Origin of the sequence: Sphingomonas tagetis, from assembly GCF_024211275.1 — a bacterium.
In the GTDB taxonomy this organism is placed as follows: Bacteria; Pseudomonadota; Alphaproteobacteria; order Sphingomonadales; family Sphingomonadaceae; genus Sphingomonas; species Sphingomonas tagetis.
Genome location: NZ_JAMLDX010000011.1, coordinates 101610 through 127138 on the forward strand (window position 1 = coordinate 101610; position 25529 = coordinate 127138).

General features: G+C 68.0%; 22 protein-coding genes and 1 pseudogene. 11 read left to right on the forward strand and 12 right to left on the reverse strand.

The features are described from left to right. The first annotated feature begins 3 nt into the window (after window positions 1-3). Genes M9978_RS14605 through M9978_RS14630 form a run of 6 tightly spaced genes read left to right on the forward strand, consistent with a single transcriptional unit; the run spans window position 4 to window position 3876 of the window. Window positions 4-333 carry an ArsR/SmtB family transcription factor gene (locus M9978_RS14605; protein WP_254294426.1) on the forward strand — a complete coding sequence of 110 codons (330 nt, stop codon included), beginning with the start codon at window positions 4-6 and terminating at the stop codon, window positions 331-333. Further along, entirely contained in the window at window positions 330-764 is a 435-nt protein-coding gene (locus tag M9978_RS14610; protein ID WP_254294428.1) for an SRPBCC family protein, read from the forward strand. The genes M9978_RS14605 and M9978_RS14610 overlap by 4 nt, the downstream gene beginning before the upstream one ends. A gap of 5 nt (window positions 765-769) precedes the next feature. Continuing rightward, a complete protein-coding gene (locus M9978_RS14615; RefSeq protein WP_254294430.1) occupies window positions 770-1306 on the forward strand; it encodes an SRPBCC family protein in 537 nt (178 codons plus the stop codon). A gap of 23 nt (window positions 1307-1329) precedes the next feature. Then, complete coding sequence (gene tsaD / locus M9978_RS14620; protein ID WP_254294432.1) at window positions 1330-2355, forward strand: tRNA (adenosine(37)-N6)-threonylcarbamoyltransferase complex transferase subunit TsaD; 1026 nt, start codon at window positions 1330-1332, stop codon at window positions 2353-2355. Continuing rightward, entirely contained in the window at window positions 2352-3329 is a 978-nt protein-coding gene (locus M9978_RS14625; protein ID WP_254294434.1) for an NAD(P)H-dependent glycerol-3-phosphate dehydrogenase, read from the forward strand. The genes tsaD and M9978_RS14625 overlap by 4 nt, the downstream gene beginning before the upstream one ends. A gap of 1 nt (window position 3330) precedes the next feature. Further along, window positions 3331-3876: a DUF1697 domain-containing protein gene (locus tag M9978_RS14630; RefSeq protein WP_254294436.1), complete on the forward strand. Its 546-nt coding sequence runs from the start codon at window positions 3331-3333 to the stop codon at window positions 3874-3876. Here M9978_RS14630 and M9978_RS14635 read toward each other — a convergent pair. Continuing rightward, window positions 3873-4034, reverse strand: a complete 162-nt coding sequence (locus M9978_RS14635) for a DUF1674 domain-containing protein (protein WP_254294439.1) — start codon at window positions 4032-4034, stop codon at window positions 3873-3875. The two genes, M9978_RS14630 and M9978_RS14635, sit on opposite strands and share 4 nt — an antisense overlap. A gap of 62 nt (window positions 4035-4096) precedes the next feature. Here M9978_RS14635 and M9978_RS14640 point away from each other — a divergent pair, with 62 nt between their 5' ends. Genes M9978_RS14640 through purH form a run of 4 tightly spaced genes read left to right on the forward strand, consistent with a single transcriptional unit; the run spans window position 4097 to window position 9414 of the window. Further along, window positions 4097-5389, forward strand: coding sequence for an RsmB/NOP family class I SAM-dependent RNA methyltransferase (locus tag M9978_RS14640; protein WP_254294441.1), 1293 nt, complete (start codon window positions 4097-4099; stop codon window positions 5387-5389). 9 nt (window positions 5390-5398) lie between these two features. Beyond that, the gene (gene rpe, locus M9978_RS14645) at window positions 5399-6073 is read left to right on the forward strand and encodes a ribulose-phosphate 3-epimerase (RefSeq protein ID WP_254294443.1); all 675 of its coding nucleotides are present in this window, start codon (window positions 5399-5401) and stop codon (window positions 6071-6073) included. Next, complete coding sequence (locus tag M9978_RS14650; protein ID WP_254294445.1) at window positions 6070-7803, forward strand: heparinase II/III family protein; 1734 nt, start codon at window positions 6070-6072, stop codon at window positions 7801-7803. Before rpe ends, M9978_RS14650 begins: the two co-directional genes overlap by 4 nt. Window positions 7804-7842: 39 nt before the next feature. Beyond that, window positions 7843-9414, forward strand: a complete 1572-nt coding sequence (gene purH / locus M9978_RS14655) for a bifunctional phosphoribosylaminoimidazolecarboxamide formyltransferase/IMP cyclohydrolase (RefSeq protein WP_254294448.1) — start codon at window positions 7843-7845, stop codon at window positions 9412-9414. On the opposite strand, the gene M9978_RS14660 is transcribed toward purH, so the two are convergent. The 10 genes from M9978_RS14660 to hisS all read right to left on the reverse strand — a co-directional run bounded on the left by M9978_RS14660 (window position 9411) and on the right by hisS (window position 23995). Beyond that, complete coding sequence (locus tag M9978_RS14660; protein WP_254294450.1) at window positions 9411-10916, reverse strand: lipopolysaccharide biosynthesis protein; 1506 nt, start codon at window positions 10914-10916, stop codon at window positions 9411-9413. The two genes, purH and M9978_RS14660, sit on opposite strands and share 4 nt — an antisense overlap. Next, a complete protein-coding gene (polA, locus tag M9978_RS14665) occupies window positions 10913-13681 on the reverse strand; it encodes a DNA polymerase I (protein ID WP_254294452.1) in 2769 nt (922 codons plus the stop codon). Before polA ends, M9978_RS14660 begins: the two co-directional genes overlap by 4 nt. Window positions 13682-13740: 59 nt before the next feature. Then, on the reverse strand, window positions 13741-14829 hold the full coding sequence (locus M9978_RS14670; protein WP_254294454.1) for a serine hydrolase: 1089 nt from the start codon (window positions 14827-14829) through the stop codon (window positions 13741-13743). Between the two features lie 135 nt (window positions 14830-14964). Beyond that, window positions 14965-16557 (reverse strand): L-aspartate oxidase, encoded by a 1593-nt coding sequence (nadB, locus tag M9978_RS14675; RefSeq protein ID WP_254294456.1) that lies wholly within the window; start codon window positions 16555-16557, stop codon window positions 14965-14967. A gap of 47 nt (window positions 16558-16604) precedes the next feature. Continuing rightward, the gene (locus M9978_RS14680) at window positions 16605-18125 is read right to left on the reverse strand and encodes a DUF4139 domain-containing protein (RefSeq protein ID WP_254294459.1); all 1521 of its coding nucleotides are present in this window, start codon (window positions 18123-18125) and stop codon (window positions 16605-16607) included. Between the two features lie 11 nt (window positions 18126-18136). Continuing rightward, complete coding sequence (locus M9978_RS14685; RefSeq protein WP_254294461.1) at window positions 18137-19477, reverse strand: DUF4139 domain-containing protein; 1341 nt, start codon at window positions 19475-19477, stop codon at window positions 18137-18139. Between the two features lie 141 nt (window positions 19478-19618). Beyond that, window positions 19619-20446, reverse strand: coding sequence for a DUF4167 domain-containing protein (locus M9978_RS14690; RefSeq protein ID WP_367305107.1), 828 nt, complete (start codon window positions 20444-20446; stop codon window positions 19619-19621). 261 nt (window positions 20447-20707) lie between these two features. Next, window positions 20708-21532 (reverse strand): peptide chain release factor N(5)-glutamine methyltransferase, encoded by an 825-nt coding sequence (gene prmC / locus M9978_RS14695; protein ID WP_254294463.1) that lies wholly within the window; start codon window positions 21530-21532, stop codon window positions 20708-20710. A 133-nt stretch (window positions 21533-21665) separates the two neighbouring features. Beyond that, window positions 21666-22739: a peptide chain release factor 1 gene (prfA, locus tag M9978_RS14700; protein WP_254294464.1), complete on the reverse strand. Its 1074-nt coding sequence runs from the start codon at window positions 22737-22739 to the stop codon at window positions 21666-21668. Then, complete coding sequence (gene hisS / locus M9978_RS14705) at window positions 22736-23995, reverse strand: histidine--tRNA ligase (protein ID WP_254294465.1); 1260 nt, start codon at window positions 23993-23995, stop codon at window positions 22736-22738. The genes prfA and hisS overlap by 4 nt, the downstream gene beginning before the upstream one ends. A 51-nt stretch (window positions 23996-24046) precedes the next feature. Here hisS and nhaA point away from each other — a divergent pair, with 51 nt between their 5' ends. After that, the gene (gene nhaA, locus M9978_RS14710; RefSeq protein ID WP_254294466.1) at window positions 24047-25195 is read left to right on the forward strand and encodes a Na+/H+ antiporter NhaA; all 1149 of its coding nucleotides are present in this window, start codon (window positions 24047-24049) and stop codon (window positions 25193-25195) included. Window positions 25196-25404: 209 nt separating this feature from the next. Here the strand turns inward: nhaA and M9978_RS14715 are convergent. Beyond that, a pseudogene (locus M9978_RS14715) lies at window positions 25405-25529 on the reverse strand (electron transfer flavoprotein subunit alpha/FixB family protein); the annotation flags it as partial.

A 25529-nucleotide genomic window follows, 5' to 3' on the forward strand; every position in this document is an offset into this window, starting at 1 on the left:
CATATGGTTGAACGACTCGATGCCACTTTTCATGCGCTGGCCGACCCGACGCGGCGCGGGATGCTCGCCAGCCTCGCGCTGGGCGAGAAGAGCATCGGCGAGCTTGCCCAGCCCTATGCGATGAGCTTCGCCGGGGCGTCGAAGCATGTGCAGGTGCTCGAACGAGCGGGGCTGGTGACGCGCCGCAAGGCCGGACGCGCGCAGCTCTGCCGGCTGGAGGCCGGGCCATTGGCCGAAGCCGAGCAATGGTTGCGGCAATGGGAGCAGTTCTGGAATCTGCGGCTCGACGCGCTGGAAGCACTGCTGCGCGATCACAAGGAGACCGAGCGATGAGCGAGCCGGTCGTTCTTACCGTGCGGCGGGAACTCGCCGCCTCGCCAGAGCGCGTGTTCGACGCCTGGCTCGATCCCGAGATGGCGCGCCGTTTCCTGTTCGCGACGCCGGACGGCAAAATGCAGACGGTGGAGATCGACGCACGCGTCGGCGGCCGCGCGCTGATCGTCGAGCGGCGCGAGCGCGGCGATGCCGCGCACCGACTGAAATATGAGGTGATCGAGCGGCCGTCGCGGCTGGTCTTCCTGTTCGCCGCCGATCCGGCGGAAGAGGGCGAATGGACTCGCGTGTCGATCGAGATCGCGCCGACGGAAACCGGCTGCACGCTCACCCTCACGCATGAAATGGACCCGCAATGGGCGGCCTATAAGGAGCAGACCCGCAAGGGCTGGACGATGATCCTAGACAGCCTCGCCCGCATCACGGAGTGACCCGCATGATCGACCTCGAAATCCCCGCGCCCGGCACGCTGCGTATGGAGCGGCTGCTCGATGCGCCGCCGGCGACGGTGTGGCGCTATCTCACCGAGGCGAGCCTGCGCGAGCAATGGTTTTCGGGCGGCACCGATGCGCGCGCGGGCGAGGCGGTCGAGCTGGTGTTCGACCATGATAATCTGTCGGCCGACGATGTCCCTTATCCGGCGGCATATGCCGAATATAAGGGCGCGAAGGGCGTCGAGCGCGTGCTCGAGTTCGACCCGCCGCGCGTGTTCGCGATCAGCTGGGACGGCGGCAAGGAAGGGGTCGCGAAGTTCGAGTTGTTCGAAGCGGAGGGTGACCGCACGCGGCTGGTGCTGACGCATAGCGGGATCACCGGCCCGGGGCCGCTCGCCAATTTCGGCGGGGGCTGGCATTCACATCTGGCGGTGCTGCAGGGCGTGCTACGCGGCGAGCCGGTGCGCGACTTCTGGGCATTGCACGCACAGTCCGAAGCCAAGGTCGCGGCGGCGATGGCGCAATCTTCGACAAGTTAAGCACGAATGCCTAGATCGGGGCCATGCTGATCCTGGGCCTCGAATCGAGTTGTGACGAAACCGCCGCCGCGCTGGTGACCGACAAGCGCGAGGTGCTGGCGCACCGGCTCGCGCGGCAGGACGAGGCGCACCGGCCGTTCGGCGGGGTGGTGCCCGAAATCGCGGCGCGCGCGCATGTCGAGGCGCTGGCGCCTCTGGTCGAGGCGGCGCTGGCCGATGCGGGCGTGACGCTCGCCGATGTCGATGCGATCGCAGCGACCGCCGGGCCGGGGCTGATCGGTGGCGTCATGGTCGGGCTGGTGACCGGCAAGGCGCTGGCGCATGCCGCGGGCAAGCCGCTGGTGGCGGTCAATCATCTCGAAGGTCACGCGCTCTCGCCGCGGCTGGCCGATCCCGATCTGGACTTCCCCTATCTGCTGCTGCTCGTGTCGGGCGGGCATTGCCAGCTGTTGCTGGTCGAGGGCGTCGGGCGGTATCGGCGCCTTGCCACGACGATCGATGATGCCGCCGGCGAGGCGTTCGACAAGACCGCGAAATTGCTGGGCCTGGGTTTTCCCGGCGGGCCGGCGGTCGAGCGCGCGGCCAAGGATGGTGACCCGCGCGCGGTGCCGCTGCCGCGTCCGCTGGTCGGGTCGGGCGAGCCGCATTTCTCGTTCGCGGGACTGAAGAGCGACGTCGCGCGCAAGGCGGGCAAGTTCCCCGCCGCCGATCTCGCGGCCTCGTTCCAGCAGGCGGTGGTGGATTGCCTGGTCGACCGCACGCGGATCGCATTGGGCAAGGCGCCACAGGCGTCGGCGCTCGTGGTCGCCGGTGGCGTCGCGGCCAATGGCGCGGTGCGTGGGGCGCTCGAAGCGCTGGCGGGCGAGCATGGGCTGCGCTTCGTCGCGCCGCCGCTCTGGCTCTGCACCGACAATGCCGCCATGATCGCCTGGGCCGGGGCGGAGCGCTTCGCCGCCGGACTGACCGATCCGCTCGACCTGGCCGCGCGCCCGCGCTGGCCGCTCGATCCGGATGCGGAGAAGGTGAGAGGGGCGGGCGTGAAGGCATGAGGATCGGCGTTCTTGGCGGTGGCGCATGGGGCACGGCCCTCGCACAGGTCGCGGCGCGCGGCGACGCGCCGGTGACCTTGTGGGCGCGCGAGGATGACGTCGTGGCGTCGGTCAACGACGCCCATGAAAACCGGCTGTTCCTGCCCGGCGTGCCGCTGTCGCCATCGATCCGCGCAACCGGCGAACTGGCCGATCTCGATGATGCCGAAGCGCTGCTGGTGGTGGTGCCCGCACAATTCCTGCGGTCCGTGCTGGTGGCGGCACCGGTGGCCGGCCGGCCGCTGGTGCTGTGCGCCAAGGGGATCGAGGCGGGAACGCGCAAGCTGGTCGCCGAGGTCTCGCGCGAGCTTCATCCCGACGCCCCGGTGGCGGTGCTGTCGGGGCCGACCTTCGCGCACGAGGTGGCGAAGGGATTGCCGACCGCAGTGACATTGGCGTGCGAGGATGAAGGGTTGCGCGAGGCACTGGCCGAGCGGCTCGCGGGGCCGGCGTTCCGCACTTATGGCTCGTCCGATGTCGCGGGCGCGGAGATTGGCGGCGCGGTCAAGAATGTGCTGGCGATCGCGTGCGGCGTGGTCGAGGGCGCGGGGCTGGGGCTGAACGCGCGCGCGGCGCTGATCGCGCGCGGTTTTGCCGAGATGACGCGCTTCGGCGTCGCGCGCGGCGGGCGGCCCGAGACTCTGGCGGGGCTGTCGGGACTCGGGGATCTGGTGCTGACCTGCTCATCGATAAATTCTCGCAACTTCTCGCTCGGCGTCGGCCTGGGGCAGGGCAAGGCGGCGGTGGAGCTGCTCGCCGACCGCCGCACCGTGGCGGAAGGTGCCGCGACCGCACCGGTGCTGCGCGAGGCCGCGCAGGCGGTTGGGGTGGACATGCCGGTCACAGCAGCGGTGTGCGCGTTGCTCGAAGGCGCACCGGTCGAGCAGGTCGTGCGGTCGCTGCTGGCGCGGCCGTTGCGCGAGGAAGCCCATTGAAATGAGCGGATCGAGATGGGCGGCGCTGCTGCGCGGGATCAATCTCGGCAAGCGCCAGCTGAAATCGGCGGAATTGAAGGGGGTGGTCGAGGGGCTGGGCTTCACTGACGTCAAGACCCTGTTCGCCTCGGGCAATGTCGTGTTCACCGCGCCGGGCACGAACGCGGCGGCGCTGGAAGCCGCGATCCATGACGCGCTGGCGAAGGCGACCGGACTCAAGTCCGAGATTTTCGTGCGAGGTCCCAACGAGATGGACGCGATCGTCGCCGCAAATCCGTTTCCGGAGGTGGCAAAGGAACGCCCGAGCCAGCTGGTGGTGATCTTCCATCGCGACGCGATCGACCCGGCGCCGCTCGGCGAGCTGCTGGAAAGCTACGACGGGCCGGAGCGGGTGAAGGCAACCGGGCGCGAGCTGTTCATCGACTTTCCCGACGGGCAGGGGCGGTCGAACCTCTATCCGGCGATGAGCAAGGCGCGGCCGAAGCTCGATCCGGTCAACACGGCGCGCAACTGGAACACGGTGTTGAAGATCCGCGACGCGCTCTAGAAGTCGACCGCGATCCCCTTGCGCTCCCAGTCGCCATAGCGCGTGGGATCGTTGCCGAGCGGGTCGGTTTCCGCCTTCGTGCCCGGTTCGGGCTTGGGCAAAGGCGGACTCTTCGAGAGATAGGCCGGCGGCTTCACATGATCGGGGCGCTTGCCCATGAGCTTGTCCTGGTTACAGCGGCAGTCAGGCCCCACATCGGGGCGGCAAAGGAGCGGGTCAAGTGAACGGTTCGAAGACACGCCCATCGCATCTGGCTGCCGATCCGCCCGGCGTGCCTGCGCGCCGCGCCGCGTTGCGGCTGCTCGACGCGGTTCTGCGGCGTGGCCTCGCGATCGAGCAGGCGCTCGACAATGCGACGAGCGGACTGGCGCCGCCCGACCGTGGGCTCGCCCATGCCATCGCGGCCGAGGTGCTGCGCCGGCTCGCCGATCTCGACGCGCTGATCGACAGCGCGACGCGCAACCGGCTGGCGGACGACGCCAAGGCGCGCTTCGTGCTGCGCATTGCGCTGGTCCAGGCGTTGCAGTTCGGCACGCCGCCGCATGCCGCGATCTCGACCGCCCTGCCGCTGGTCGAGGGCGGGCCGCGCAAGCTCGTGCACGGCGTGTTCGGTACGCTGATGCGCCAGAACGCGACCCTGCCCGAACATGCCAGCCTCCCCGACGCCGCCTATATGCGGCTGATGGCGAATTGGGGCGAGGCGGTGGCCGACGCGGCGGCTGTCGCGATCACCGACCAACCGCCGCTCGACCTGACCGTGCGGGGCGAATCGCCGGTCGAAGGTGAGAGCCTGTTGCCGGGCCATGTTCGAGTCCGGACCGATGTGCCGGTCCAGCAACTGCCCGGCTATGCCGAAGGGCAATGGTGGGTGCAGGACCTCGCCGCGTCGCTGCCCGCGCGGCTGATCGGCAAAGGCACCGGCCGCGCGCTCGACCTGTGCGCCGCGCCCGGCGGCAAGACGTTGCAGCTCGCCGCGGCTGGCTGGGACGTCACCGCGGTCGACATCTCGGATAGTCGTCTGGCGCGACTTTCGGAGAATCTCGACCGCATCGGACTGACGGCGAGCGTCGTCACCGCTGATCTGATGAAGTGGGAACCGGGGTTCGCGGCCGATGCCGTGCTGCTCGACGCGCCGTGCAGCGCGACCGGCATTTTCCGCCGCCACCCTGATGTGCTCCACCGCGTGCGCCCGCGCGTGATCGCCGAGATGGCCGAGATGCAGGCGGCACTCCTCCCGCGCGCGGCGAAGTGGGTGCGGCCCGGTGGGCTGCTGGTCTATGCGACCTGCTCGCTCGAGCCCGAGGAAGGCGAGGCGCAGATCGAGCGTTTCCTGAGCGCGCATGCGGACTTTGCGATCGATCGCGTGAGCGCGGACGAGCTGCCCGCCGGGCTGTACGCGCATGAGCGCGGCTGGCTGCGCACGCTGCCCGGCATGCTGGCGGAACAAGGTGGGCTCGACGGCTTTTTCATGGTGCGGCTGATGCGTGTTGCGGGTGATTCGCGGGCGGCTTAAGGGGTCTTCATGTCAGCAGTCCGCATCGCGCCGTCCATCCTCTCCGCCGACTTCGCCAAATTGGGCGAGGAGGTACGCGCGATCGACGAAGCGGGTGCCGACTGGATCCATATCGACGTGATGGACGGGCATTTCGTGCCCAATCTCACGATCGGTCCGGCAGTGGTTAAGGCGCTGCGCCCGCACAGTGCCAAGCCGTTCGACGTCCATCTGATGATCGCGCCGGTCGATCCGATGCTCGAAGCCTTTGCGGAGGCTGGCGCGGACTGCCTGTCGGTGCATCCCGAGAGCGGGCCCCATCTCCACCGCACGCTGCAGACGATCAAGGCGCTGGGCAAGCGTGCCGGCGTGGTGCTCAATCCGGCAACACCGGTCGATGTGGTCGATCATGTGCTCGACCTCACCGATCTGATCCTGGTGATGAGCGTCAATCCGGGGTTCGGCGGGCAGAAGTTCATCGAGAGCCAAATTGCCAAGATCGCCACGCTGCGTGCCAAGATCGACACCAGCGGGCGGCAGATCGACCTCGAGGTCGATGGCGGGGTCGATGCCAATAATTGCGCGCGCGTGATCGCGGCGGGCGCCGACGCGCTGGTCGCGGGCACCGCCGCGTTCAAGGGCGGGCCGGCGCATTACGCCGACAATATCCGGGCGTTGCGGCCAGAGATCGCAAGCATCCGGTGAGCGACGAGCGCGGCGATCCCGCTACCGACGGGATCGAGCAAGGCAAGCGGCTGATCCGTATCGGGGGCGACCGGGGGCTGTCGCTTGCCGATCGGGTCAGCGAGCGCCTGCACCGGCTGGCCTGGCGCACGCCGATCCACAGCTTTCGCCTGCGCGGCCGGCATCCGCTCAAGCTGATCGCGGTGGTCGATGATCCCTTCTTCGGCGATGTCGCGCGCGGGCGGGCTTTGCTCGACGGCAAGCTGAGCTTTCGTGGCGAGAACCATGTGGTCGAAGGCCTCGATCTCGCCAGGCCCAACTGGTCCAAGCCGTTCGGCGACTATCTTCACAGCTTCGCCTGGCTGCGCGACCTGTCGAGCGTGGCGACGCGGGTGGAAGCGGTGCCGGTGGCCGAGACGCTGATGCGCAAATGGCTGGCCGCGCACGCCGACAAGGTCACCGATCCGGCGTGGCGCGCCGATCTGTGGGGGCGGCGCATCCTGTTTTGGACCGCGCATGCGCCGCTGATCCTGTCGAGCACCGACCTCGTCTATCGCTCGAAGGTGCTCAACACGCTGGCGCGCGGCGCGCGGCATCTCGACCGTTCGGCCGAGCGGGTGCCGCTGGGCGTGCCGCGCATCGCGGCGTGGTGCGGCGTGCTGACTGCGGGGCTGATGATCCCGGGCGGCGACCCGCGCCGCGCATTCGGCGAGGCGGGGCTGGCGCGAGCGCTGCGCGGATCGGTAAGCGACGATGGCGGAATCAACGGACGCTCGCCGCAGGCATTGCTCGACGCGGTCATGCTGCTGACTTTGCTGCGTTCGACCTATGCCGCGCGGCGGCTCGAGGCGCCCGAGCTGGTCAGCGCGACGCTGACGAAGATGGTCACCGCGCTGCTCGGGGTGACGCATGGCGACCGGGGGCTGGCCAGCTGGCAGGGCGGCGTACCGGTCGATGGCGAGACGATCGACGCGATGATCGCGGCGACTGGCGCACGCGTGCGACCGCTGCGGCAGGCACGGGCCTGGGGCTATCAGCGGCTGGCGCAGCAGAAGACGGTCCTGATCATGGATGCCGCGCCGCCGCCGATCGCGCGGGTGATGGAGGGCGGCTGCGCCTCGACGCTCGCGTTCGAATTTTCCGACGGGGCGGACCGGATCGTGGTGAGCTGCGGCGGTGCGCGCGGCGCGGACCTGCGGCTGCCGGCGGCGCTGGCCGAGGGGTTGCGCACCACCGCGGCGCATTCGACCTTGGTGGTACGCGACAGCAATTCGACCGCGATCCATCCCGACGGCACGCTCGGGCGCGGCGTGGTCGAGATGGAGCTGAGCCGGCAGGAGACCGAGGCGGCGAGCCGGATCGAAGCGAGCCATGACGGTTATGTCCGGCGACACGGCGTCATCCACCGCCGCGCGATCGCGCTGGGCGCGGATGGGCGCGACGTGCGTGGCGAGGACAGCCTGTTGCCTTCAGGCCGCAAGAGCAAGGCGACGGCAATAGGCTTCGCGATCCGCTTTCACCTGCATCCCGGCGTCGACGTATCACCGACCGCTGACGGCTCGGGCGCGCTGTTGCGGACGAAGTCGGGCTCGGCGTGGCAGTTCCGTGCGCGCGGCGGCACGCTTGCGATCGAGGAAAGCGTGTGGATCGATGGTCGCGGGATTCCGCGCGAGACTCAACAGCTTGTGCTCACCGGCAACGCGCCCGCCGGCGGGCATAGCGTGTCATGGCTGTTCCATCGCGCGCGTTAGGGGTTGATCGATTGGGCTGACCGCCTAAAGCGCGCGGCCATGAGCTCCATCCAGATCAAGCGCGCCCTTCTCTCGGTCTCCGACAAGACCGGTATCATCGAACTCGGGACTGCGCTCGCCGCCAAGGGCGTCGAGCTGGTGTCGACCGGAGGCACCGCCAAGGCGCTGCGCGATGCCGGGCTGGACGTGCGCGACATTTCCGACCTCACCGGCTTTCCCGAAATGATGGATGGGCGCGTCAAGACGCTGCACCCGGTGGTGCATGGCGGCCTGCTCGCGGTGCGCGACGACGCTGGCCATATGGGGTCGGCGAGCGAGCACGCCATCGGGATGATCGATCTCGTCGTCGTCAATCTCTACCCGTTCCAGCAGACCGTCGCGAAGGGCGCCGGCCGCGACGAGGTGATCGAGAATATCGACATCGGTGGCCCGTCGATGGTGCGCTCGGCCGCGAAGAACCACGCCTATGTCGCGATCGTCACCGATCCCGCCGACTATGCGGTGGTGGCGCAGGGCGAGACCACGCTGGACGACCGCCGCCGTTTCGCCGCCAAGGCCTATGCGCTGACCGCGCAATATGATTCGGCGATCGCCGGCTGGTTCGCGCATGTCGATCAGGGCGAGCGTTTCCCTGCGACCGTGGCGGTGCCGATGCTCAAACAGGGCGAGCTGCGCTATGGCGAGAACCCGCACCAGATCGCCGCGCTCTATACCCAGGCCGGCGGCGGCGTGAACGGCATCGCGCAGGCGCGGCAGGTGCAGGGCAAGGAACTCAGCTACAATAATTACAATGACGCCGATGCGGCGCTGGAGCTGGTCAGCGAGTTCCGTGACGGGCCGCCGACGGTGGTGATCGTCAAGCACGCCAATCCGTGCGGCGTCGCGACCGGCGAAACGCTGATCGAGGCCTATCAGGCCGCTTTCGCGTGCGACACGGTATCGGCGTTCGGCGGGATCATCGCGGTCAACCGTCCGCTCGACGAGGCTACGGCGGAAGCGATTTCGGGCATCTTCACCGAAGTGGTGTGCGCGCCCGATGCCGACGAGGGTGCGCGCGCGGTGTTCGCGCGCAAGAAGAACCTCCGCCTGCTGCTGACCGGCGAGTTACCCGATCCGGCGCGGCGCGGGCGCGCGATGAAGTCGATCGCGGGCGGTTTTCTGATCCAGTCGCGCGACGACGGTCGGATCACCGCGGATGATCTGAAAGTCGTCACAAAGCGCGCGCCGACCGAGCAGGAATTGCAGGACTGCCTGTTCGCCTGGACCGTCGCCAAGCACGTCAAGTCGAACGCGATCGTCTATGCCAAGGGCGGCAGCACGGCAGGCGTCGGCGCGGGGCAGATGAACCGGCTCGAATCCGCGCGCATTGCGGCATGGAAGGCGAAGGACGCGGCGGACAAGGCTGGCTGGGATCAGCCGCGCACGATCGGCAGCGCAGTGGCGTCGGACGCCTTCTTCCCGTTCGCCGACGGATTGATGGCTGCGGCGGGCGCGGGTGCGACGGCGGTGATCCAGCCGGGCGGCTCGATCCGCGACGACGAGGTGATCGCGGCAGCGGACGAAGCGGGGCTGGCGATGGTGTTCACCGGGGTGCGCCACTTCCGGCACTAAGCCGGCGTCGCTGCTTCCCGCTTCGGCAGCCGCTTGAACAGCTTGCGGTCCTCGTCATTGAGCGCCCATTTGCCGATCACGAAGAAATAGGCCGCGAAGATCGCCGGGATGCCGACCGACAGCTCGACCCATTCGAGGCTGGGCGGCAGCCGGGTGAATGCCCAGCCGACCACGCCCGCCAGCGCGATCGCGGCGAAGAAGCCTGGACGCAGTGCGAACACGCGCGTGCCGACCAGCCGGGTGAGCATCGTGCACTTGATCGCCGAGCCGAGGCCCACGGTCAGCGCGAGCGCGACCGCCGGACCCGCCGCCTGATAGTGGATGCTCCACCCCCAGCTGCGCATCGCGAAGACCAGCGCGAAGGATAGCGCCGCCTGGAAGCTCAGCAGCAGGATCGACACCATCAGATTGCGGTGCCGCGCCATATAGACCAGCCCCGCCTCCGCCATCGCGCCGGGCGAGGCGAGCACTTCGGCGGCGAGCAGGAAGCACAGCGCGCCGGCGCCGGCGACGAATTGGGGGCCGATCACGCCCATTACGCCTTCGGCGGGGATGCCGCACATCAGCAGTAGCGCGGCCTGCAAGGTGATGATCCAGAAGGCGACCTGCTTGACCTGTCCGGCGATCGCGCTGCTGTTGCCGGCGGCGAGGTTGCGCGCGATGCCGGGGCCGAGCACCGGGTCGAAGCTGGTCTTGAGCTTGCCCGGGATCGAGGACACTTGCTGCGCCATGTAATAGATGCCGACGATCGCCGGCGGGAACAGCAGGCCGAGGATGAAGCGGTCGATGTTGCGCGTGCCCCATTCGATCGCGTCCGCGCCAGCCAGCGGCACGTTGCGGCCGGCCAGCTGGAGCAATGGAGTGACATGGGGCGACCAGCCGCGCGGCAGACCGTAGCTGCGGATGAACGGCAGCAGGCTGGCGCCGAGCGCCGCCAGCATCGAGAGGACATAGGCGTAGATCAGCCCGTCGCGCGACGAGACGTAATAGAAGCCGAAGGCGGCGATGCTGATCGTCCACGGCTCGACGATCGCGCGCGCGGTCACCGCGGCCTTGACGTTGCCGCGATAGGCGAGCGCGGCGAGGCTGATGTCGGACCAGGCGACGGCGAACACCACCAGCGCGAGCAGCCGCTCCATCCCCATCACCGGGCTGTTGGGGAACATGATCTGCGGGAAGGCGAACAACAAAGCGCTGGCCACGACCGACACGACGAAGGCGACGACCATGCCGTCCCACACGACATGCGCGTGCGGGCGCTCGGTCGAGGCCAGCGCCTGGGCAAGGCCGCGCTTGAGGCCGAGCGTCGCGAGCAACGCGGCAAGTTCGACCACCACGACGGCGAGCGCGAAGCGCCCGACCGTCTCCGGGCCGTAGAGCCGCCCGGCGATGAACAGGAAGGGCAGTCGCGCGGCGAGGCGCAGGATGAAGCCGAGGATGTTGGTCCGCCCGCCCTTGGCGAGTGCGGTGATCTCTTCGGACCCCTGTGCCGGCTGGGTCAATGCGCCGCGCCCCAGCTCTTGCCTGTGCCGATCTCGACGCCGAGCGGCACAGTGAGCTTGATCGCGGGTTCGGCGGCGGTGGCCATGACGCGTTCGATCACGGGCCTGGCCGCTTCGACATCGCCTTCGGGCAGCTCGAAGACGAGTTCGTCATGCACCTGCAGCAGCATCCTGACGTCATGCAGGCCCGCGGCGGCGAGCGCCAGGCCCATCCGCGCCATGGCGCGCTTGATGATGTCGGCGCTGGTGCCCTGGATCGGGGCGTTGATCGCGGCGCGCTCGCTGCCGGCGCGTTCGTTCTGGTTGGGTGCGTTGATCCGCGAGAAATGCGTCTTCCGCCCGAACAAGGTGGTGGTGTAGCCGCGTGCCTTGGCCTCGGTCAGCGTGTCGGCGATGTAGCGGCTAATCCCGGGGAAGCTCTGGAAATAGCGGTCGATCATCGCCTGCGCCTCGTCCGGCGTGACGTCGAGCCGGCCCGCCAGACCCCATCGGCTGATGCCGTAGAGGATCGCGAAGTTGATCGTCTTGGCGCGCCCGCGCGTGTCGCGGTTGACCTCGCCGAACAGCTCCATCGCCGTGCGGTTGTGAATGTCCTCACCCTGCTCGAACGCCTCGCGCAGCGCGGGCACGTCGGCGATGTGCGCGGCGAGGCGAAGCTCGATCTGCGAATAGTCGGCCGAGAGGATGACGTTGCCGGGCTCGGCAACGAAGGCGTCGCGGATCTGGCGCCCAGTTTCGGTACGGATCGGAATGTTCTGGAGATTGGGGTCGGTCGAGGAGAGGCGCCCGGTCTGCGCGCCGGTCAGGCTGTAGCTGGTATGGACGCGGCCGGTGGCCGGGTTGATCTGTGCCTGAAGCGCATCGGTATAGGTCGATTTGAGCTTCGAGAGCTGGCGCCAGTCGAGCACCTTCACGACCATCTCGCGCCCGGGCGAATCCTTGTCGGCGGCGATGCGCTCGAGCTCGTTGACGTCGGTCGAATAGACGCCCGACTTGCCCTTGCGCCCGCCTTTGATGCCCATCTTGTCGAACAGCACGTCGCCCAATTGCTTGGGGCTGCCGATGGTGAATTTGAACCCGGCGATGGCGTGGATCTCGGTTTCGAGCGCGGCGATCTGGGTCGTGAAATCGGCCGACAGCTTCGCCAGCACACCGGCATCGACCTTGATTCCGGCCAGTTCCATCTCGGCGATCACGCGCACCAGCGGGCGATCGACCATCTCATAGACGCGCGTCGCACCTTCATAGGCGAGCCGCGGCCTGAAGCGGCGCCACAGTCTGAGCGTGACGTCGGCATCCTCGGCGGCGTAGCGGGTCGCGGCCTTGAGATCGACTTCGGCGAACCCGATCTGCTTCTTGCCCGATCCGGTGACGTCCTTGTAGGCGATGCACGAGTGCGACAGGTGGGTGGCAGCGAGCTCGTCCATGCCATGGCCGTGCAGCCCGGCATCGAGGTCGAAGCTCATCACGATCGTGTCGTCATAGGGCGCGACGGTGACGCCGAGCCGCGACAGCACGATCGCGTCATATTTGAGATTGTGCCCGATCTTGAGCACCGAAGGATCTTCCAGCAGCGGCTTGAGCTTGCCGATCACGGTGTCGCGGTCGAGCTGAACCGGCTTTTCGGCGAACATGTCGGTGCCGCCATGCGCGACCGGGATATAGCAGGCGTGGTTGGGGTGAAGCGCCAGGCTGACCCCGACCAGTTCGGCGCGGGTGGCATCGACGCCGGTGGTCTCGGTGTCGAATGCGACCCAGCCCTGATGCCGCGCATCGGCGATCCAGCGGTCGAGTGCCGCCTCGTCCACCACCGTCTCATAGGCGTCGTGGTTGCACGGCGGGTCTTCCTCCAGCCCCGGCACGTCGGGCGTCTCGACCGGCGCGTCGGCGACGGAGGTGCCGGCATTGCCGAGCCGCGCGAGCAGGGTCTTGAAGCCGTGATGTTCGAGGAACGCGCGCAGCGGCGCGTCGGGAATGCCGTTCAATTCCATCGAATCGAGCGGGTCGGGCAGCGGCACGTCGCAGGCGAGCTCGACCAGCTTGCGGCTCAATCGCGCCATCTCGGCATGTTCGATCAGATTGTCGCGCAGCTTGCCCGGCTTCATCGACGGCGCGGCGGCGAGCACGGCTTCGACATCGCCATATTCCAGCACCAGCTTGGCGGCGGTCTTGGGGCCGACGCCCGGCACGCCCGGGACATTATCGACGCTGTCGCCCATCAGCGCGAGCACTTCGCCGAGCTTGTCGGGGCCGACGCCGAACTTCTCGAATACCGCTTCCGGCCCCATCCGCCGGTCCTTCATCGTGTCGAGCATGTCGATGCCCGGCTCGGTGAGGAGTTGCATCAGGTCCTTGTCGGAGCTGACGATGGTCACGCCCCAACCCTGCGCCAACGCGGCCTTGGCATAGCTGGCGATCAGGTCGTCCGCCTCCCACCCCAGTTCCTCGATGCACGGCAGCGAGAAGGCGCGCGTCGCGTCGCGGATCATCGGAAATTGCGGGACGAGATCTTCGGGCGCGGGCGGGCGGTGCGCCTTGTACTGATCGTACATCTCGTTGCGGAAGGTGTGCTCGCTCTTGTCGAGGATCACCGCGAGATGCGTCGGGCCGTCCGCCTTGTGCAGTTCGTCGGCGAGCTTCCACAGCATCGACACATAGCCATAGACCGCGCCCGCCGGCTCGCCATGCTTGTTGGTGAGCTTGGGCAGCACATGATAGGCGCGGAAGATGAAGCTGGAGCCATCGACGAGGTAGAGATGCGGCATGGCGCAGGCTTAGCAGCGCCATTCAGCGGGTGCGAGCGCTAACGCGTCAGCCGTGCCACTCAACGATGGTTGGCGACCACCGCCGACACCACCGCCTGCATCAGCAGCTGGCGTTCGCGCGGCGGGCGCGAGGTGTCGCCGATCATCACCGCGACCGAATAGGCCTTGCCGTCGGGCGCGGTGAGGATGCCGATATCGTTGAAGCCGGCGGTGCGCCCCGCCAGATCCTGCCCGGTGCCGGTCTTGTGCGCGAGCGACCAGCCGATCGGCACCGCCGCGCGCAGCCGCGCCTTGCCGGTGCGCGTGCCCGACATGACGTTGGTGAGGAAACTGGTCGAGGCCGGCGAGAGCAGTTCGCCCGCCTTGAGCCGCGCCAGCGCCAGTGCGATCGCCGCCGGCGCCGCGCCATCGACCGGATCGGCGACATAGGCGTCGAACGCCGCGCGCCGCACCGTCGGCGGTAAAGCCGAGCGGGCGCGCTGGAACTCACCGGCCATCGAATAGCGCGACTGCCAGGTGAGGCCCGCGGTGCCGGCCTGCAACAGCCGCTCGCCCGGGCCGAAGCGGATTTCGCCGAGGCCGCGCTCGCGGATGAAGCTGCGTACCGCTTCCGGCCCGCCGACGAGGTTGAGCAGCCGGTCGTTGGCGGTGTTGTCGCTCTGCTGCATCGCGCGCAGCAACAGTTCGCGCACCGTGGTCTGATAGACGCCGTCGCGCGCGACGAGCGCGGCGATCGGCTGGTGGAAGACGGTGAGGTTCTCGCGCGTCAGCGTCACCGGATCGTCGAGCGTCAGCCGCCCGCGGTCGCGCGCATCGAGTACGGTCATCGCCACCCACAGCTTCGACACGCTCTGCTGCGGCATGCGGCGATTGCCATTGGCATCGATCTGCCAGCCCCAATCGAGGCTGCGCACCGAAATGCCGACCACGCCACCGAAATCGCGCGCGAGCGTGGTGACGGTCGAAGACAGGATGGCGGGCGCCGGGAAGACCGGGAGCGGCCTGGGCGCGGGCGGGACGGCGGTGCGGTAGGTCGGCGCGGCAAGGCCCGGCGGCAGGTCGTCGCGATGGACGCCGGCGCCGATCAGCAATGCGGGGGCGAGCCCGCCGAGCGTGAGCGCTCGCTGTAGAACCGAAAACGCCTGCATTCGTTACACGCTAACAACTTGCCCTTGCCCAATTCGATCATGTCGCGTCGGGGCGGGTCGGCTCAAGCGCCGTCACCGGCTTCTGCGACGAACGCCCTGAATATGGCGATAAAGCGTGAACAAACCGGCAAAATCTTATGGAACCAGCACCGTATCGACCGCTTGCGGCGCTAGCTCGGGGTAATCGAGCGTGTAATGCAGCCCGCGGCTTTCGTGCCGGTGCAGCGCCGAGCGCACGATCAGCTCGGCCGCCTGGAGCAGGTTGCGCAGCTCGATTAGGTCGGGCGTGACGCGGAAATGGCCATAATAATCGGCGACTTCCTCGTTGAGCAGCTTGATGCGGTGCGCGGCGCGTTCGAGCCGCTTGGTCGTGCGCACGATGCCGACATAATTCCACATGAAGCGGCGAATCTCGGTCCAGTTCTGCTTGATCACCACTTCCTCGTCGGAATCGGTGACGCGGCTCTCGTCCCAGGGCCGGATCGCGGGCGGCGGAGGGAGGCTCTCCCAGCTCGCCGCGATGTGCCGCGCCGCCGCTTCGCCGAACACGAAGCATTCGAGCAGCGAGTTGCTGGCGAGACGGTTGGCGCCGTGCAGCCCGCTTTCGGTGCACTCGCCCGCGGCGTAGAGTCCGGGCAGGTCGGTGCGGCCGTCGAGGTCGATGACGATCCCGCCGCAGGTGTAGTGCTGCGCCGGGACCACCGGGATCGGCTGCTTCGTCATGTCGATGCCGAGGCCGAGCAGCTTTTCGTGGATGTTGGGGAAGTGGCCGCGCACGAAGTCGGGCGGCATGTGGCTGATGTCGAGATGGACGTAATCGAGCCCGTCGCGCTTGATCTCGGCATCGATCGCGCGCGCCACCACGTCGCGCGGCGCGAGTTCGAGCCGCTCGTCATAATCGGCCATGAAGCGCTTGCCGGTCTGCGGGTTGATCAGCCGCCCGCCCTCGCCGCGCACCGCTTCGGTGATCAGGAAGTTCTTGACGTCGAGATTGTAGAGGCAGGTCGGGTGGAACTGCATCATCTCCATGTTCGAGATGCGGCAGCCCGCGCGCCACGCCATCGCGATGCCGTCGCCGGTCGCGCCCTTGGGCGCGGTCGAGAAGAGATAAGTGCGGCCCGCGCCGCCGGTGGCGAGGATCGTCGCGCGCGCGGTGAACAGCTCGACGCGGTCGTTGGTGCGGTTGACGGCATAGACGCCCCACACATGCCCCGCGCCCGAATAGCGCTGCTCGTGACGGCTGGTGGCGAGGTCGATCGCGACCATGTCGGGGACGAGGGTGATGTTGGGGTTGGCGCGCGCGGCCTTGATCAGCGCTTCCTGCACCGCCCAGCCGGTGGCGTCGTCGACATGGACGATGCGGCGCGCGCTGTGCCCGCCCTCGCGCGTCAGATGCCAGCCCTCGCCATCGGTGTCGGCGTTGAACGGCACGCCGAGCTGCGCCAGCCGGTCGATCGCGGCGGGGGCGTTCTCGACGACGAACTCGACCGTGGCGCGATCGTTGAGCCCGGCGCCGGCGATCATCGTGTCGTTGATGTGTGCCTCGAACGTGTCGCCAGGCTCTAGCACCGCGGCGATGCCGCCCTGCGCCCAGGCGGTCGAGCCTTCGTTGAGCGCGCCCTTGGCGAGCACCGTGACCCTGAACCGGTCGGCGAGGTTGAGCGCGGCGGTCAGCCCGGCGGCGCCCGAACCGATGATCAGAATGTCACTGCTATGGCTATCGTTCACTAGGCTCTCCGGCTGCCCTTAGAGCGGGCCGGGAGGCGTTGCACAAGTCAGCGCTGGACGATCACCGTGTAGCTCAGCTTTGCGGTGCCGTTGGCCGGGACGGTGGTCGCCCACAGATTGCGGCCGTTCTTCCTGGCGAAGCGGACCGACGGATCCTTCACCGCCTCCTCATCGATGTCGAATTCGCCTTCGAAGCGCACCGGGAACGGGTTGGCGTTGCGCAGCGTCAGTTCGAACGGCTGCTTGCCGGGTTCGCCGGGCAGCCTGAGCTGTTCCAGCGTCACGTTCGAGGCGACGTAGAATTTGAGTTCGACCTCCTCGCCCACGGCCTTGTCTTCGGTCGAGGATTCGCCGATCAGCAGCTCGCGGCTCCCCTGCCGTTCGAACAGCGCGACGGGGCCGGCAGGAAGCGGCAGACCCAGACCCTCGCTCGTCTTGTTCATCGCGCGAAGGCGAACCTGCGGTTGCGAAGCGCCGTAGAAGGAGATGGTCGAGCCATAGATGATGCTCACCGGCACCGCGTCCTTTGCGAGCAGCGCGACCTGCTTTTGCGACTTGGCGGCGACGGTGGTCGGTTCGGGCACGCGATAGGCCTTGAGATCGCCGAGATCCTCCTGAACCACCGGACGGATGCGCGAGCCGGTGACGACCACTTCCGCGCGTTCCATCGCCGGTGGCGGCGGCGCCATCGGGGCGGGCGGGGGCGGGGGCGGTGGCGGTGCGAACGCGTCCTCGGCCAGCGCCTCGTCGGGCAGATAGCATTTGAATTCGAAGCGATCGGCGGACTCATATGGATTGGCAGTGCGGCCGGTGGTGCGGTTGACCTTGCCCGCCATCACCATCGTCTGCGCGTTCTCGAAGCTGGTCATGTCGGTGCTCGCCAGCGTGACCCAGGCGAACAGGTCGGCCGCCTTGCTGCCTTCGTGAAGGGTCGCGACATAATTGGCCTGCCAGTCGAACCCCCAGGCGAGGTAGGACAGGGTGACCGTCGCGGTACCGGCCTGCGTGGAGTCGGTCTCGACCGACAGCGTCGGCTTGGCCGACAGGCCGGCGGGCACCCCGTCATAGGCGATCGCGTCCCTGGTCGGGCCGCAATTGAGCACTTCGAAGCCGCGCTCGGTCTCGACGATCGCCGCGCCGGCCGGGCCGGAGCGGATCACCGCACGCTCCTCGACCGTCTTGCCGCCGCGCATGCGGCGCAGCGTCACCGGACGGGCATAGCCGCGATTGTAGAGCGACGCGGCCGAGAGCAGCTCGCCATCGAGATTCTTCTCGCGCACACCCTGCGGCAGGCCGGTGACGATCGCGCTTTCGGGCAGGATACCCGACGCGACGCCCTCGAAGCGGATCACGGCGCGGCCCTGGGGAATGCGGATCGTGCGCGTCTCGGTAATCAGCGCATAGCCGCCGAGATAACCCAGATCGATCTTCTCCGAGGCGCTGCGATAGGGCGCACGGTAGATCGTCACCGCGACCGCATCCGGCGCGGACGAGGTCTGCACCTCCTGCGCATGCGCGATTCCGCTCCACGCGACGGCGCTCAACAGGATCGTGCGGATGCCCCGCACCAGCGCGGCCCTCAGTACCGGGTTTCGAAGGTGGCGGTGAGCGTGGCCTCGCCATTGGCGGGGACGCTGACCTTCCACAGCGCCTCGTCGGCGTTGACGCGCTCGCTGGCCTGGCTTTCCTCGAGGATCCTGGTGTCCTTCCACCAGCTGTCGAGTCCGCCCTGCGATAGTTCGACCACCACGGCGTCGGGCCGCGCATTGGTCAGCGTATAGACCATCGTCGTGCGCCATTTGCGGTCGTTCACCTTCTCGCGCGTTTGCACCACGGTCTTGACCTTCACGTCGAACGCCTCGCCGGTCTTGATCGCGATGCGCGAGCCCATCGGGGTGTGGCCGATGCCGTTTTCGCCGATGAACTGCGGTGCGCCGCGCGCGTCGCGCATATAGATGCGCACGGTGCCGGCGGGCAGCGCGTCGCCGAGTCCGCCATCCTTCGAGGAGGAGAAGCGGAGCACCGTATCGACGCTGCGCGGCTGGTCCTGCCGGCCGAGCCAGCTGTTACGATAGGCATAGGCCTTGGCCGCGGGCGCGCCGGCGACGTCGAGGAAGCTCACCTGCTTCTGCTGGCGCTGCGCGATCGTGACGCGGCCGGGGATCGGATAGACATAGAAGTCGCCGATCCGCTCGCGGCCGGCGGTCTCGGTGCCGGGCTGCATCACCGATCCGGCGCCGCGCCCGCCTTGCCCGCCGCCGCCCGCGACCAGCAGCGTGTTGGCATTGGTATAGGTGGTGCCGCTGTTGTTGGTGAGCGTCAGCCAGCCTTGCACGTCGATCTTGCCGGCCTTTTCATCGAACAGCACGACATAGTCGGAGCGCCAGCCCATGCCATAAGTGAGGTAGCTGAGCGTCGCCGGGCGGGCGCCCGCGCTGTCGGCGTCGAGCGTCACCGACAGCGTCGGTCGTGCGCGCAGGCTCGGCGGAAGCGCCGGGAAGACCACGCGGTCTTCCTTTTGCAGGATCTCGATGCGGCCGTTGATCTCGACCACCGCGCCTTCGTTATAGGCGAGCACTTTCGCGGGCAGGCTCTGGCCGCCGCGCACGATCGTGACGTTCTGGCCAACCGCCTTTTCCATCAGCGATTCGGGCGTGAGCAGGTCGAAGTCGAAATTCTGCTCGACGATGGTCGCGCCGGTGGTGGCGAGCGTCACCGTCTCGGGCCGGATTTGCGCCGAGACGTCGGGGAAATCCTGTTTCGACTTGCCGGCGGGCAGGCGCAGTTCGCGCTTGTCCTGCACCAGCGCCATATTGTTGTTGTAGATGGTGACGGCGACGTCGCCCTGCGCTGTCTGGGCAAAGCCCGTTCCGGGGAGCGCGGCCCCTGCCGCTGCCAGAGCCAAGGTCAGACGCCGCATCGCATTCCCCCAAACCGGTGATTGCGCGCAGCATCGCGGGTGCCGCCGGCCCAAGTCAACGGACAAAGCGCCATCGAAACGAAAAAGGCCGGCCCGTAAGTGACGGACCGGCCTCGATTTCTTAGCCCTGAGGCGGGCGGATCACTCCGCCGCTTCGGGCTCGCCCTCGTCCTTCTTCACGCGGCGGCGGCGCGGCTTGGCTTCGGCCACCACTTCACCCTCGACGCCGAGCGCCGGCGGCAGGATCGCGGCGATGCCGGCGGCGTCACCCGCATCGGCTTCCTCACGGCGCGGACGGCCGCGGCGGCGCGGCTGTTCGCTGCGCGGCGCTTCGTCCTCGTTGGCGGGAGTCGGTGCGGGGGTTTCGGCGACCTCGCCTTCGCGGAAGTTGCCGGCCGGGCGGCGTTCGTTGCGCTCGTAACGCTGGCGCTGGCCTTCGCGCGGGCGGTCGTCGCGCTGACGGTCGTCGCGCTGGCGATCTTCCCGGGGGCGGTCATCACGGGGACGGTCGTCGCGGGGGCGGTCATCGCGGTTGCGGCGGTTGTCGCGCTGCTCGGAGCGGTCATAGCCGTCCGATCCGCCACGTGGCTCCTCGTCGCCAGCTTCGCCTTCGCTGCCGCGCTGGCCCTCGGCGCCGTCATTGTCGAACTCGTCGTCATAGAGATCGATATCGGTGCTGGGGCGGCGGCCCGGCTGCTGCTGGCCCGGATTCTGCTCCTCGAAGCGCGAGCGGCTCTCGGCAAGGACGCGGAAATAGTGATCGGCGAACTGCAAATAATATTCGGTGTTGACGCGGTCGCCCTGCATCTGCGCGTCGCGCGCCAGATTCTTGTACTTTTCGAGCAACTGGGCTGCATTGCCCCGCGCGCGGCTGTCGATGCGGTTGCCCTGGTTGGGGTTGCCGCCACCTTGCTGGCGCTGGCCACCGCGGCCGCGACGGCGGCCGTTGTTCGCCTGACGATTGTTCATCAACGTCTGTGTGTCCTGTCCTTACTCAATCCGCCATCGGTCAAACAGCGATCCCGGATGCGTGTTACACCGCACACCGCGCCGGTCCCGTGGGTCCGGAGCGGCTCCCCGCATGGCTGCCGGACAATCAGCAGCGCTCATGCCTGAAGTGGGTAGGCGTTCGTTCTCAACGATTTAGGTTGAAACTGCCTTCCCCGGGCTCATCCTTAGCCCGCGCGGCAATATTCTCCAAGCACTATATTGGTATCGCGCGGCGATAGTTCAACTTGCGGTAACGACGCGCGGGCGGCCGCCGAGGTCGTGACGGACGGCGGGCATGAGGCCGGCCGCGCGGACCAGCGCCGATACGGCGTCGGCCTGAGTCCAGCCAATCTCGAGGATGGCGATTCCGCTGGGCGCGAGCCGCGCGGGCAGCGCGGGGATGATGCGGCGGTAATCGTCGAGGCCATCGGCGCCAGCGAACAGCGCTTCGTTCGGCTCGTGATCGCGCACTTCCGCGCCGAGCGCCTCGCCGGTGCCGATATAGGGCGGGTTGCACAGGATCAGGTCGAAGGCGCCTTCGATGCCGTCGAGCCAGTCGCCGCGTTGAAAGGCTGCGCGGTCCGCCAGGCCGAGCGCGTCGGCATTGCGGCGGGCATAATCGAGCGCGGTGTCGGATGCGTCGATACCGAGGCCCTGCGCGCCCGGCCACTCCGCCAGCGCGGCAAGCAACAACGTGCCCGGCCCGGTGCCGAGATCGAGGATGCGCAAGCGTGCCGTGCGATCGGGGCAATGCGCGACGGCGGCCTCGATCAGCGCCTCGCTGTCGGCGCGCGGTACCAGCACTCCGGGGCCGACTTGCAGGTCGATGCTCCAGAAGCCGCGGCTGCCGGTGATGTACGCGACCGGCTCGTGCGCGAGGCGGCGATCGACCAGCGCGGCGAAGGCGTCGGGCGCGGGGTTGCCGAGATGCTTGAGCAGCATCGCCTCACGCGGCACGCCCAGCGCATGCGCCATCAGCAGTTCGGCATCGAGGCGCGGGGTGGCGGAATCGATGCGGGCGGCCGCCTCGGTGATGGCGCTGCGAATGTTGGAGGATGCCGCCATCAGATCAAACTCGTCACCCCGGCCTTGTGCCGGGGTCCGCCGCGCGGCGAAATACGGTCGTCGAGCCTTGTTCGTCTCGCATGCGGCCCTGTGGACCCCGGCACGAGGCCGGGGTGACAAGGGAATGCGAGGGTCACGAATCCAGCGACGCCAGCCGCTCTGCTTCATCCTGCGCGATCAGCGCGCCGAGCAGCTCGTCCATCTCACCTTCGAGGATTTCCGGCAGGCGGTGCAGTGTCAGGTTGATGCGGTGGTCGGTGACGCGGCCTTGCGGGAAATTGTAGGTGCGGATGCGTTCGGAGCGGTCGCCCGATCCGACCATCGACTTGCGCGCGCCCGAACGCTCGCTCGCCAGCCGCTCGCGCTCGAGTTCGTAGAGCCGCGTGCGCAGCACCTGCATCGCCTTGTCGCGATTCTTGTGCTGGCTGCGCTGGTCCTGCTGGATCACGACCAGGCCGGTGGGGATATGCGTCAGCCGCACCGCGCTGTCGGTGGTGTTGACGTGCTGCCCGCCTGCGCCCGATGCGCGATAGATGTCGATGCGCAGGTCCTCGTTGCGGATCTCGACATCCACTTCTTCCGCCTCGGGCAGCACCGCGACGGTCGCGGCGGAGGTGTGGATGCGGCCGCCGCTCTCGGTCACCGGCACGCGCTGGACGCGGTGGACGCCGCTCTCGAATTTGAGCTTGGCGAACACGCCCTTGCCCGCGACGCTGGCGACGACCTCCTTGTAGCCGCCGGCTTCGGAGGTGGAGGCGGAGATCAGCTCGACCTTCCACCCCTGGCGCTCGGCATAGCGGGTGTACATGCGCAGCAGGTCGCCCGCGAACAGCCCGGCCTCGTCGCCACCGGTCCCGGCGCGGATCTCGAGCATCGCCGCCCGCTCGTCGGCGGCGTCGCGCGGGAGCAGCGCGAGCGCGAGCGCGAGGTCGGCGCGTTCGAGCGCGGCGGCGTTCTCGTGCAGCTCCTCGCTCGCCATCGCGCGCAATTCGGGGTCGCCGTCGCGGCTCATTTCGGTCAGGCTCATCGCCTCGGCGCGCAGCCGCCGCACCTCGCCTGCCGCCGCCGCGACGGGCTCGAGCTCGGCATATTCCTTGGAGACCGCGACGAAACGGTCGGAGGGCAGGTCGCCGGTCGCCATCATCGCCTGCAACTCGTCCCGCCGCGCCTCGATCTGCGCGATACGTTCGGGGGAGATGGTGGTCATGCTTCCGGCAATTCGTGCTCAAGGGGGTCCAGAATCGCGCGTACCTTTGAGGCATCAAGTAAGCCGGCACGGATGATCTGATGCCCGACGCCGTTGGTCCCGTTGCGACGATCAAGGTTCACGATATAGGCCGGATTGGCTTTTCGAACCTTGTCATAGCGCTTTTTCGGATTGCCCGTCGCGTAAAGCTCGACGCGGAAATCAGCCCGTCTGAGCGCAGCAGCGAACTTCATGGCCGACTGATCGAGGTCTCGGTTTTCAGAGACGACAATGATGAGATCGTCCTCCGGCTTCGGCTCCCCGATCATCATCCCCAGCCGCTCGATCCCCGCGGCCCAGCCCACGCCAGGCGTCTCGGGCCCGCCGAGATTGCCGATCAGCCCGTCATAGCGCCCGCCCGCCAGCACCGTGCCCTGCGCGCCCAACCGGTCGGTGACGAACTCGAACGCGGTGTGGCGATAGTAATCGAGTCCGCGCACCAGCCGGGCATTGCGGGTCCATGCCACCCCCGCCGCGTCCAGCCCGGACGTCACCGCCTCGAAAAACGCACCAGCCTCGCTCGACAGATAGGCGTCGATGTCCGGCGCCGAATCCGCGATCGGGCGGTCGCGCGGGTCCTTCGAGTCCAGAATCCGCATCGGGTTCTTGTCGAGCCGGGTGAGACTGTCCTCGGACAGCTCGCCGCGATGCTTCTCGAAATGCGCGACCAAGGCCGTGCGCCACGCGTCGCGCGTCTCGGCGTCGCCCAGCGTGTTGAGCTGGAGCGTGATGCCGTCCGATATGCCCAGTTCGTGCAGCAGCTGGTCGGCCAGCGTCAGCAGCTCGACATCGGCCTGCGGTTCCGCCGCGCCGATGATCTCGGCGTCGATCTGGTGGAACTGGCGGTAGCGGCCTTTTTGCGGGCGCTCGTAGCGGAACACCGGGCCATGGGTGGTGAGCTTGAGCGGCGCATATTGCTGCCAGCCCTCGGTGATATACGCGCGGCAGATGCCGGCGGTGAATTCGGGGCGCAGCGTCAGCAGCTCATCGCCGCGGTCGGGAAAGGTGTACATCTCTTTCGACACCACGTCCGAAGTCTCACCCATCGATCGGGCGAAGACGTTGGTCGCCTCGAAGACAGGAACTTGAACCTGCTGGAAGCAATAGAGCCGCCGCACCTTCTCGAACGCCTCGACCACGCGGGCGAAGCGGCGCTGCTCTTCACCGAAAATATCCTGCGTGCCGCGCACGCGCTTGGGGGTCTCGATCCGTGCCATTTGGTGGCGCCATCTATTGGAGCGCGGGCGCGAACGCCATAGGGAAGCGTGATGACCGCAAACCGTCCCTCCGCGTTGCGCGCGTTCCTGACGAGCGAGGCGGCGGGCGGGGTCGTGCTGATCGTCGCGGCTGGGCTGGCGATCCTGGCGGCCAATTCGCCGCTGGCCGGCGATTATTTCGCGCTGCTGCATGCCAAGGCCGGGCCGCTGAGCGTCCAGCACTGGATCAACGACGCGCTGATGGCGGTGTTCTTCCTGCTGGTGGGACTCGAGATCAAGCGCGAGTTCGTCGATGGCGAATTGTCGAGCTGGGGCGCGCGGCGGCTGCCGATCGTTGCGGCGGCCGCGGGGATGGCGGCCCCGGCGCTCGTCTATCTTCTCATAACTGGCGGCGGAAAGCTGGCGGCGGGCTGGGCGATCCCGGCGGCAACCGACATCGCCTTCGCGATCGGCGTGCTCGCGCTGCTGGGGTCGCGCGCGCCGGCGTCGTTGAAGCTGTTCCTGGCCACGGTGGCGATCGTCGACGATATGGGCGCGGTGGCGATCATCGCGGTCGCCTATACGGCGGGCCTCAGTGTCGGCTGGCTGGCATTGGCGGGGGTGGTGCTGGGCGCGATGCTGCTGCTCGGCAGGATCGGCGTGCGGCGGTTGTGGCCATTCCTGATGCTGGCGGCGGCATTGTGGGTCTGCGTGCTGCTGTCTGGCGTCCACGCGACGATCGCGGGGGTCGCGGCGGCGATGACGATCCCGATCGCGCGCGACGAGGCCGTATCGCCGCTTCACCGGCTGGAGCATGCGCTGGCGGGGCCGGTGGCGTTCGTCATCGTGCCACTGTTCGGCTTCGCCAATGCCGGCGTGAATCTGGCGGGCGTGTCGCCGGCGGTGCTGCTGGCGCCACTGCCGCTGGGGATCGCGGCGGGGCTGTTCCTCGGCAAGCAGATCGGCATTTTCGGCAGCATCTGGATCGCCGACCGCACCGGCTTTGCGGCCCGGCCGGCCGGGGCGAGCTGGGCGCAGCTCTATGGCGTGGCGCTGCTCGCCGGGATCGGCTTCACGATGAGCCTGTTCATCGGCGGGCTGGCGTTTCCGGGTGACGCCGCGCTGATAGACGAGGTCAAGATCGGCGTGCTGGCGGGGTCGCTGCTGTCAGCGGCGGCGGGGTTCGTCGTCCTGCGTTTCGCCGCCACCAAAAAAATTTAGGTGACCGTGGAACCGATTGGATAGCACGGACGTTGTTGTCTGGCTTGATCGATAAGAAAGAGCATTTTGACGACCCGAACCCATGTGGAACGGATCGTCCAGGGAGCCCCGCCGCTGAATAAGCGACGGGGCTTACTCGTTTCTGGGGTTCAAACGAAAAGGGCGACCATCCGAAGATGGCCGCCCTTTAGCTTGCCCAAGGCAAGCCGTTACAGTTTCTCGGTGAGTTCGGGCACGATCTTGAAGAGGTCGCCGACCAGTCCGATGTCGGCGACCTGGAAGATGGGGGCGTCCTCGTCCTTGTTGATGGCGATGATGGTCTTGGAGTCCTTCA

Excerpts from the sequence above, each read along its gene's own strand:
- M9978_RS14605 (WP_254294426.1), top strand. The coding sequence starts at position 4 with ATGGTTGAACGACTCGATGCCACTTTTCATGCGCTGGCCGACCCGACG.
- prmC (WP_254294463.1), bottom strand. The coding sequence starts at position 21,532 with ATGGCGGCATCCTCCAACATTCGCAGCGCCATCACCGAGGCGGCCGCC.
- nhaA (WP_254294466.1), top strand. The coding sequence starts at position 24,047 with ATGACCGCAAACCGTCCCTCCGCGTTGCGCGCGTTCCTGACGAGCGAG.
- purH (WP_254294448.1), top strand. The coding sequence starts at position 7,843 with ATGAGCTCCATCCAGATCAAGCGCGCCCTTCTCTCGGTCTCCGACAAG.
- tsaD (WP_254294432.1), top strand. The coding sequence starts at position 1,330 with ATGCTGATCCTGGGCCTCGAATCGAGTTGTGACGAAACCGCCGCCGCG.
- M9978_RS14685 (WP_254294461.1), bottom strand. The coding sequence starts at position 19,477 with ATGCGGCGTCTGACCTTGGCTCTGGCAGCGGCAGGGGCCGCGCTCCCC.
- M9978_RS14625 (WP_254294434.1), top strand. The coding sequence starts at position 2,352 with ATGAGGATCGGCGTTCTTGGCGGTGGCGCATGGGGCACGGCCCTCGCA.
- M9978_RS14690 (WP_367305107.1), bottom strand. The coding sequence starts at position 20,446 with ATGAACAATCGTCAGGCGAACAACGGCCGCCGTCGCGGCCGCGGTGGC.
- rpe (WP_254294443.1), top strand. The coding sequence starts at position 5,399 with ATGTCAGCAGTCCGCATCGCGCCGTCCATCCTCTCCGCCGACTTCGCC.
- prfA (WP_254294464.1), bottom strand. The coding sequence starts at position 22,739 with ATGACCACCATCTCCCCCGAACGTATCGCGCAGATCGAGGCGCGGCGG.
- M9978_RS14635 (WP_254294439.1), bottom strand. The coding sequence starts at position 4,034 with ATGGGCAAGCGCCCCGATCATGTGAAGCCGCCGGCCTATCTCTCGAAG.
- M9978_RS14615 (WP_254294430.1), top strand. The coding sequence starts at position 770 with ATGATCGACCTCGAAATCCCCGCGCCCGGCACGCTGCGTATGGAGCGG.
- M9978_RS14630 (WP_254294436.1), top strand. The coding sequence starts at position 3,331 with ATGAGCGGATCGAGATGGGCGGCGCTGCTGCGCGGGATCAATCTCGGC.
- hisS (WP_254294465.1), bottom strand. The coding sequence starts at position 23,995 with ATGGCACGGATCGAGACCCCCAAGCGCGTGCGCGGCACGCAGGATATT.
- M9978_RS14610 (WP_254294428.1), top strand. The coding sequence starts at position 330 with ATGAGCGAGCCGGTCGTTCTTACCGTGCGGCGGGAACTCGCCGCCTCG.
- polA (WP_254294452.1), bottom strand. The coding sequence starts at position 13,681 with ATGCCGCATCTCTACCTCGTCGATGGCTCCAGCTTCATCTTCCGCGCC.
- M9978_RS14670 (WP_254294454.1), bottom strand. The coding sequence starts at position 14,829 with ATGCAGGCGTTTTCGGTTCTACAGCGAGCGCTCACGCTCGGCGGGCTC.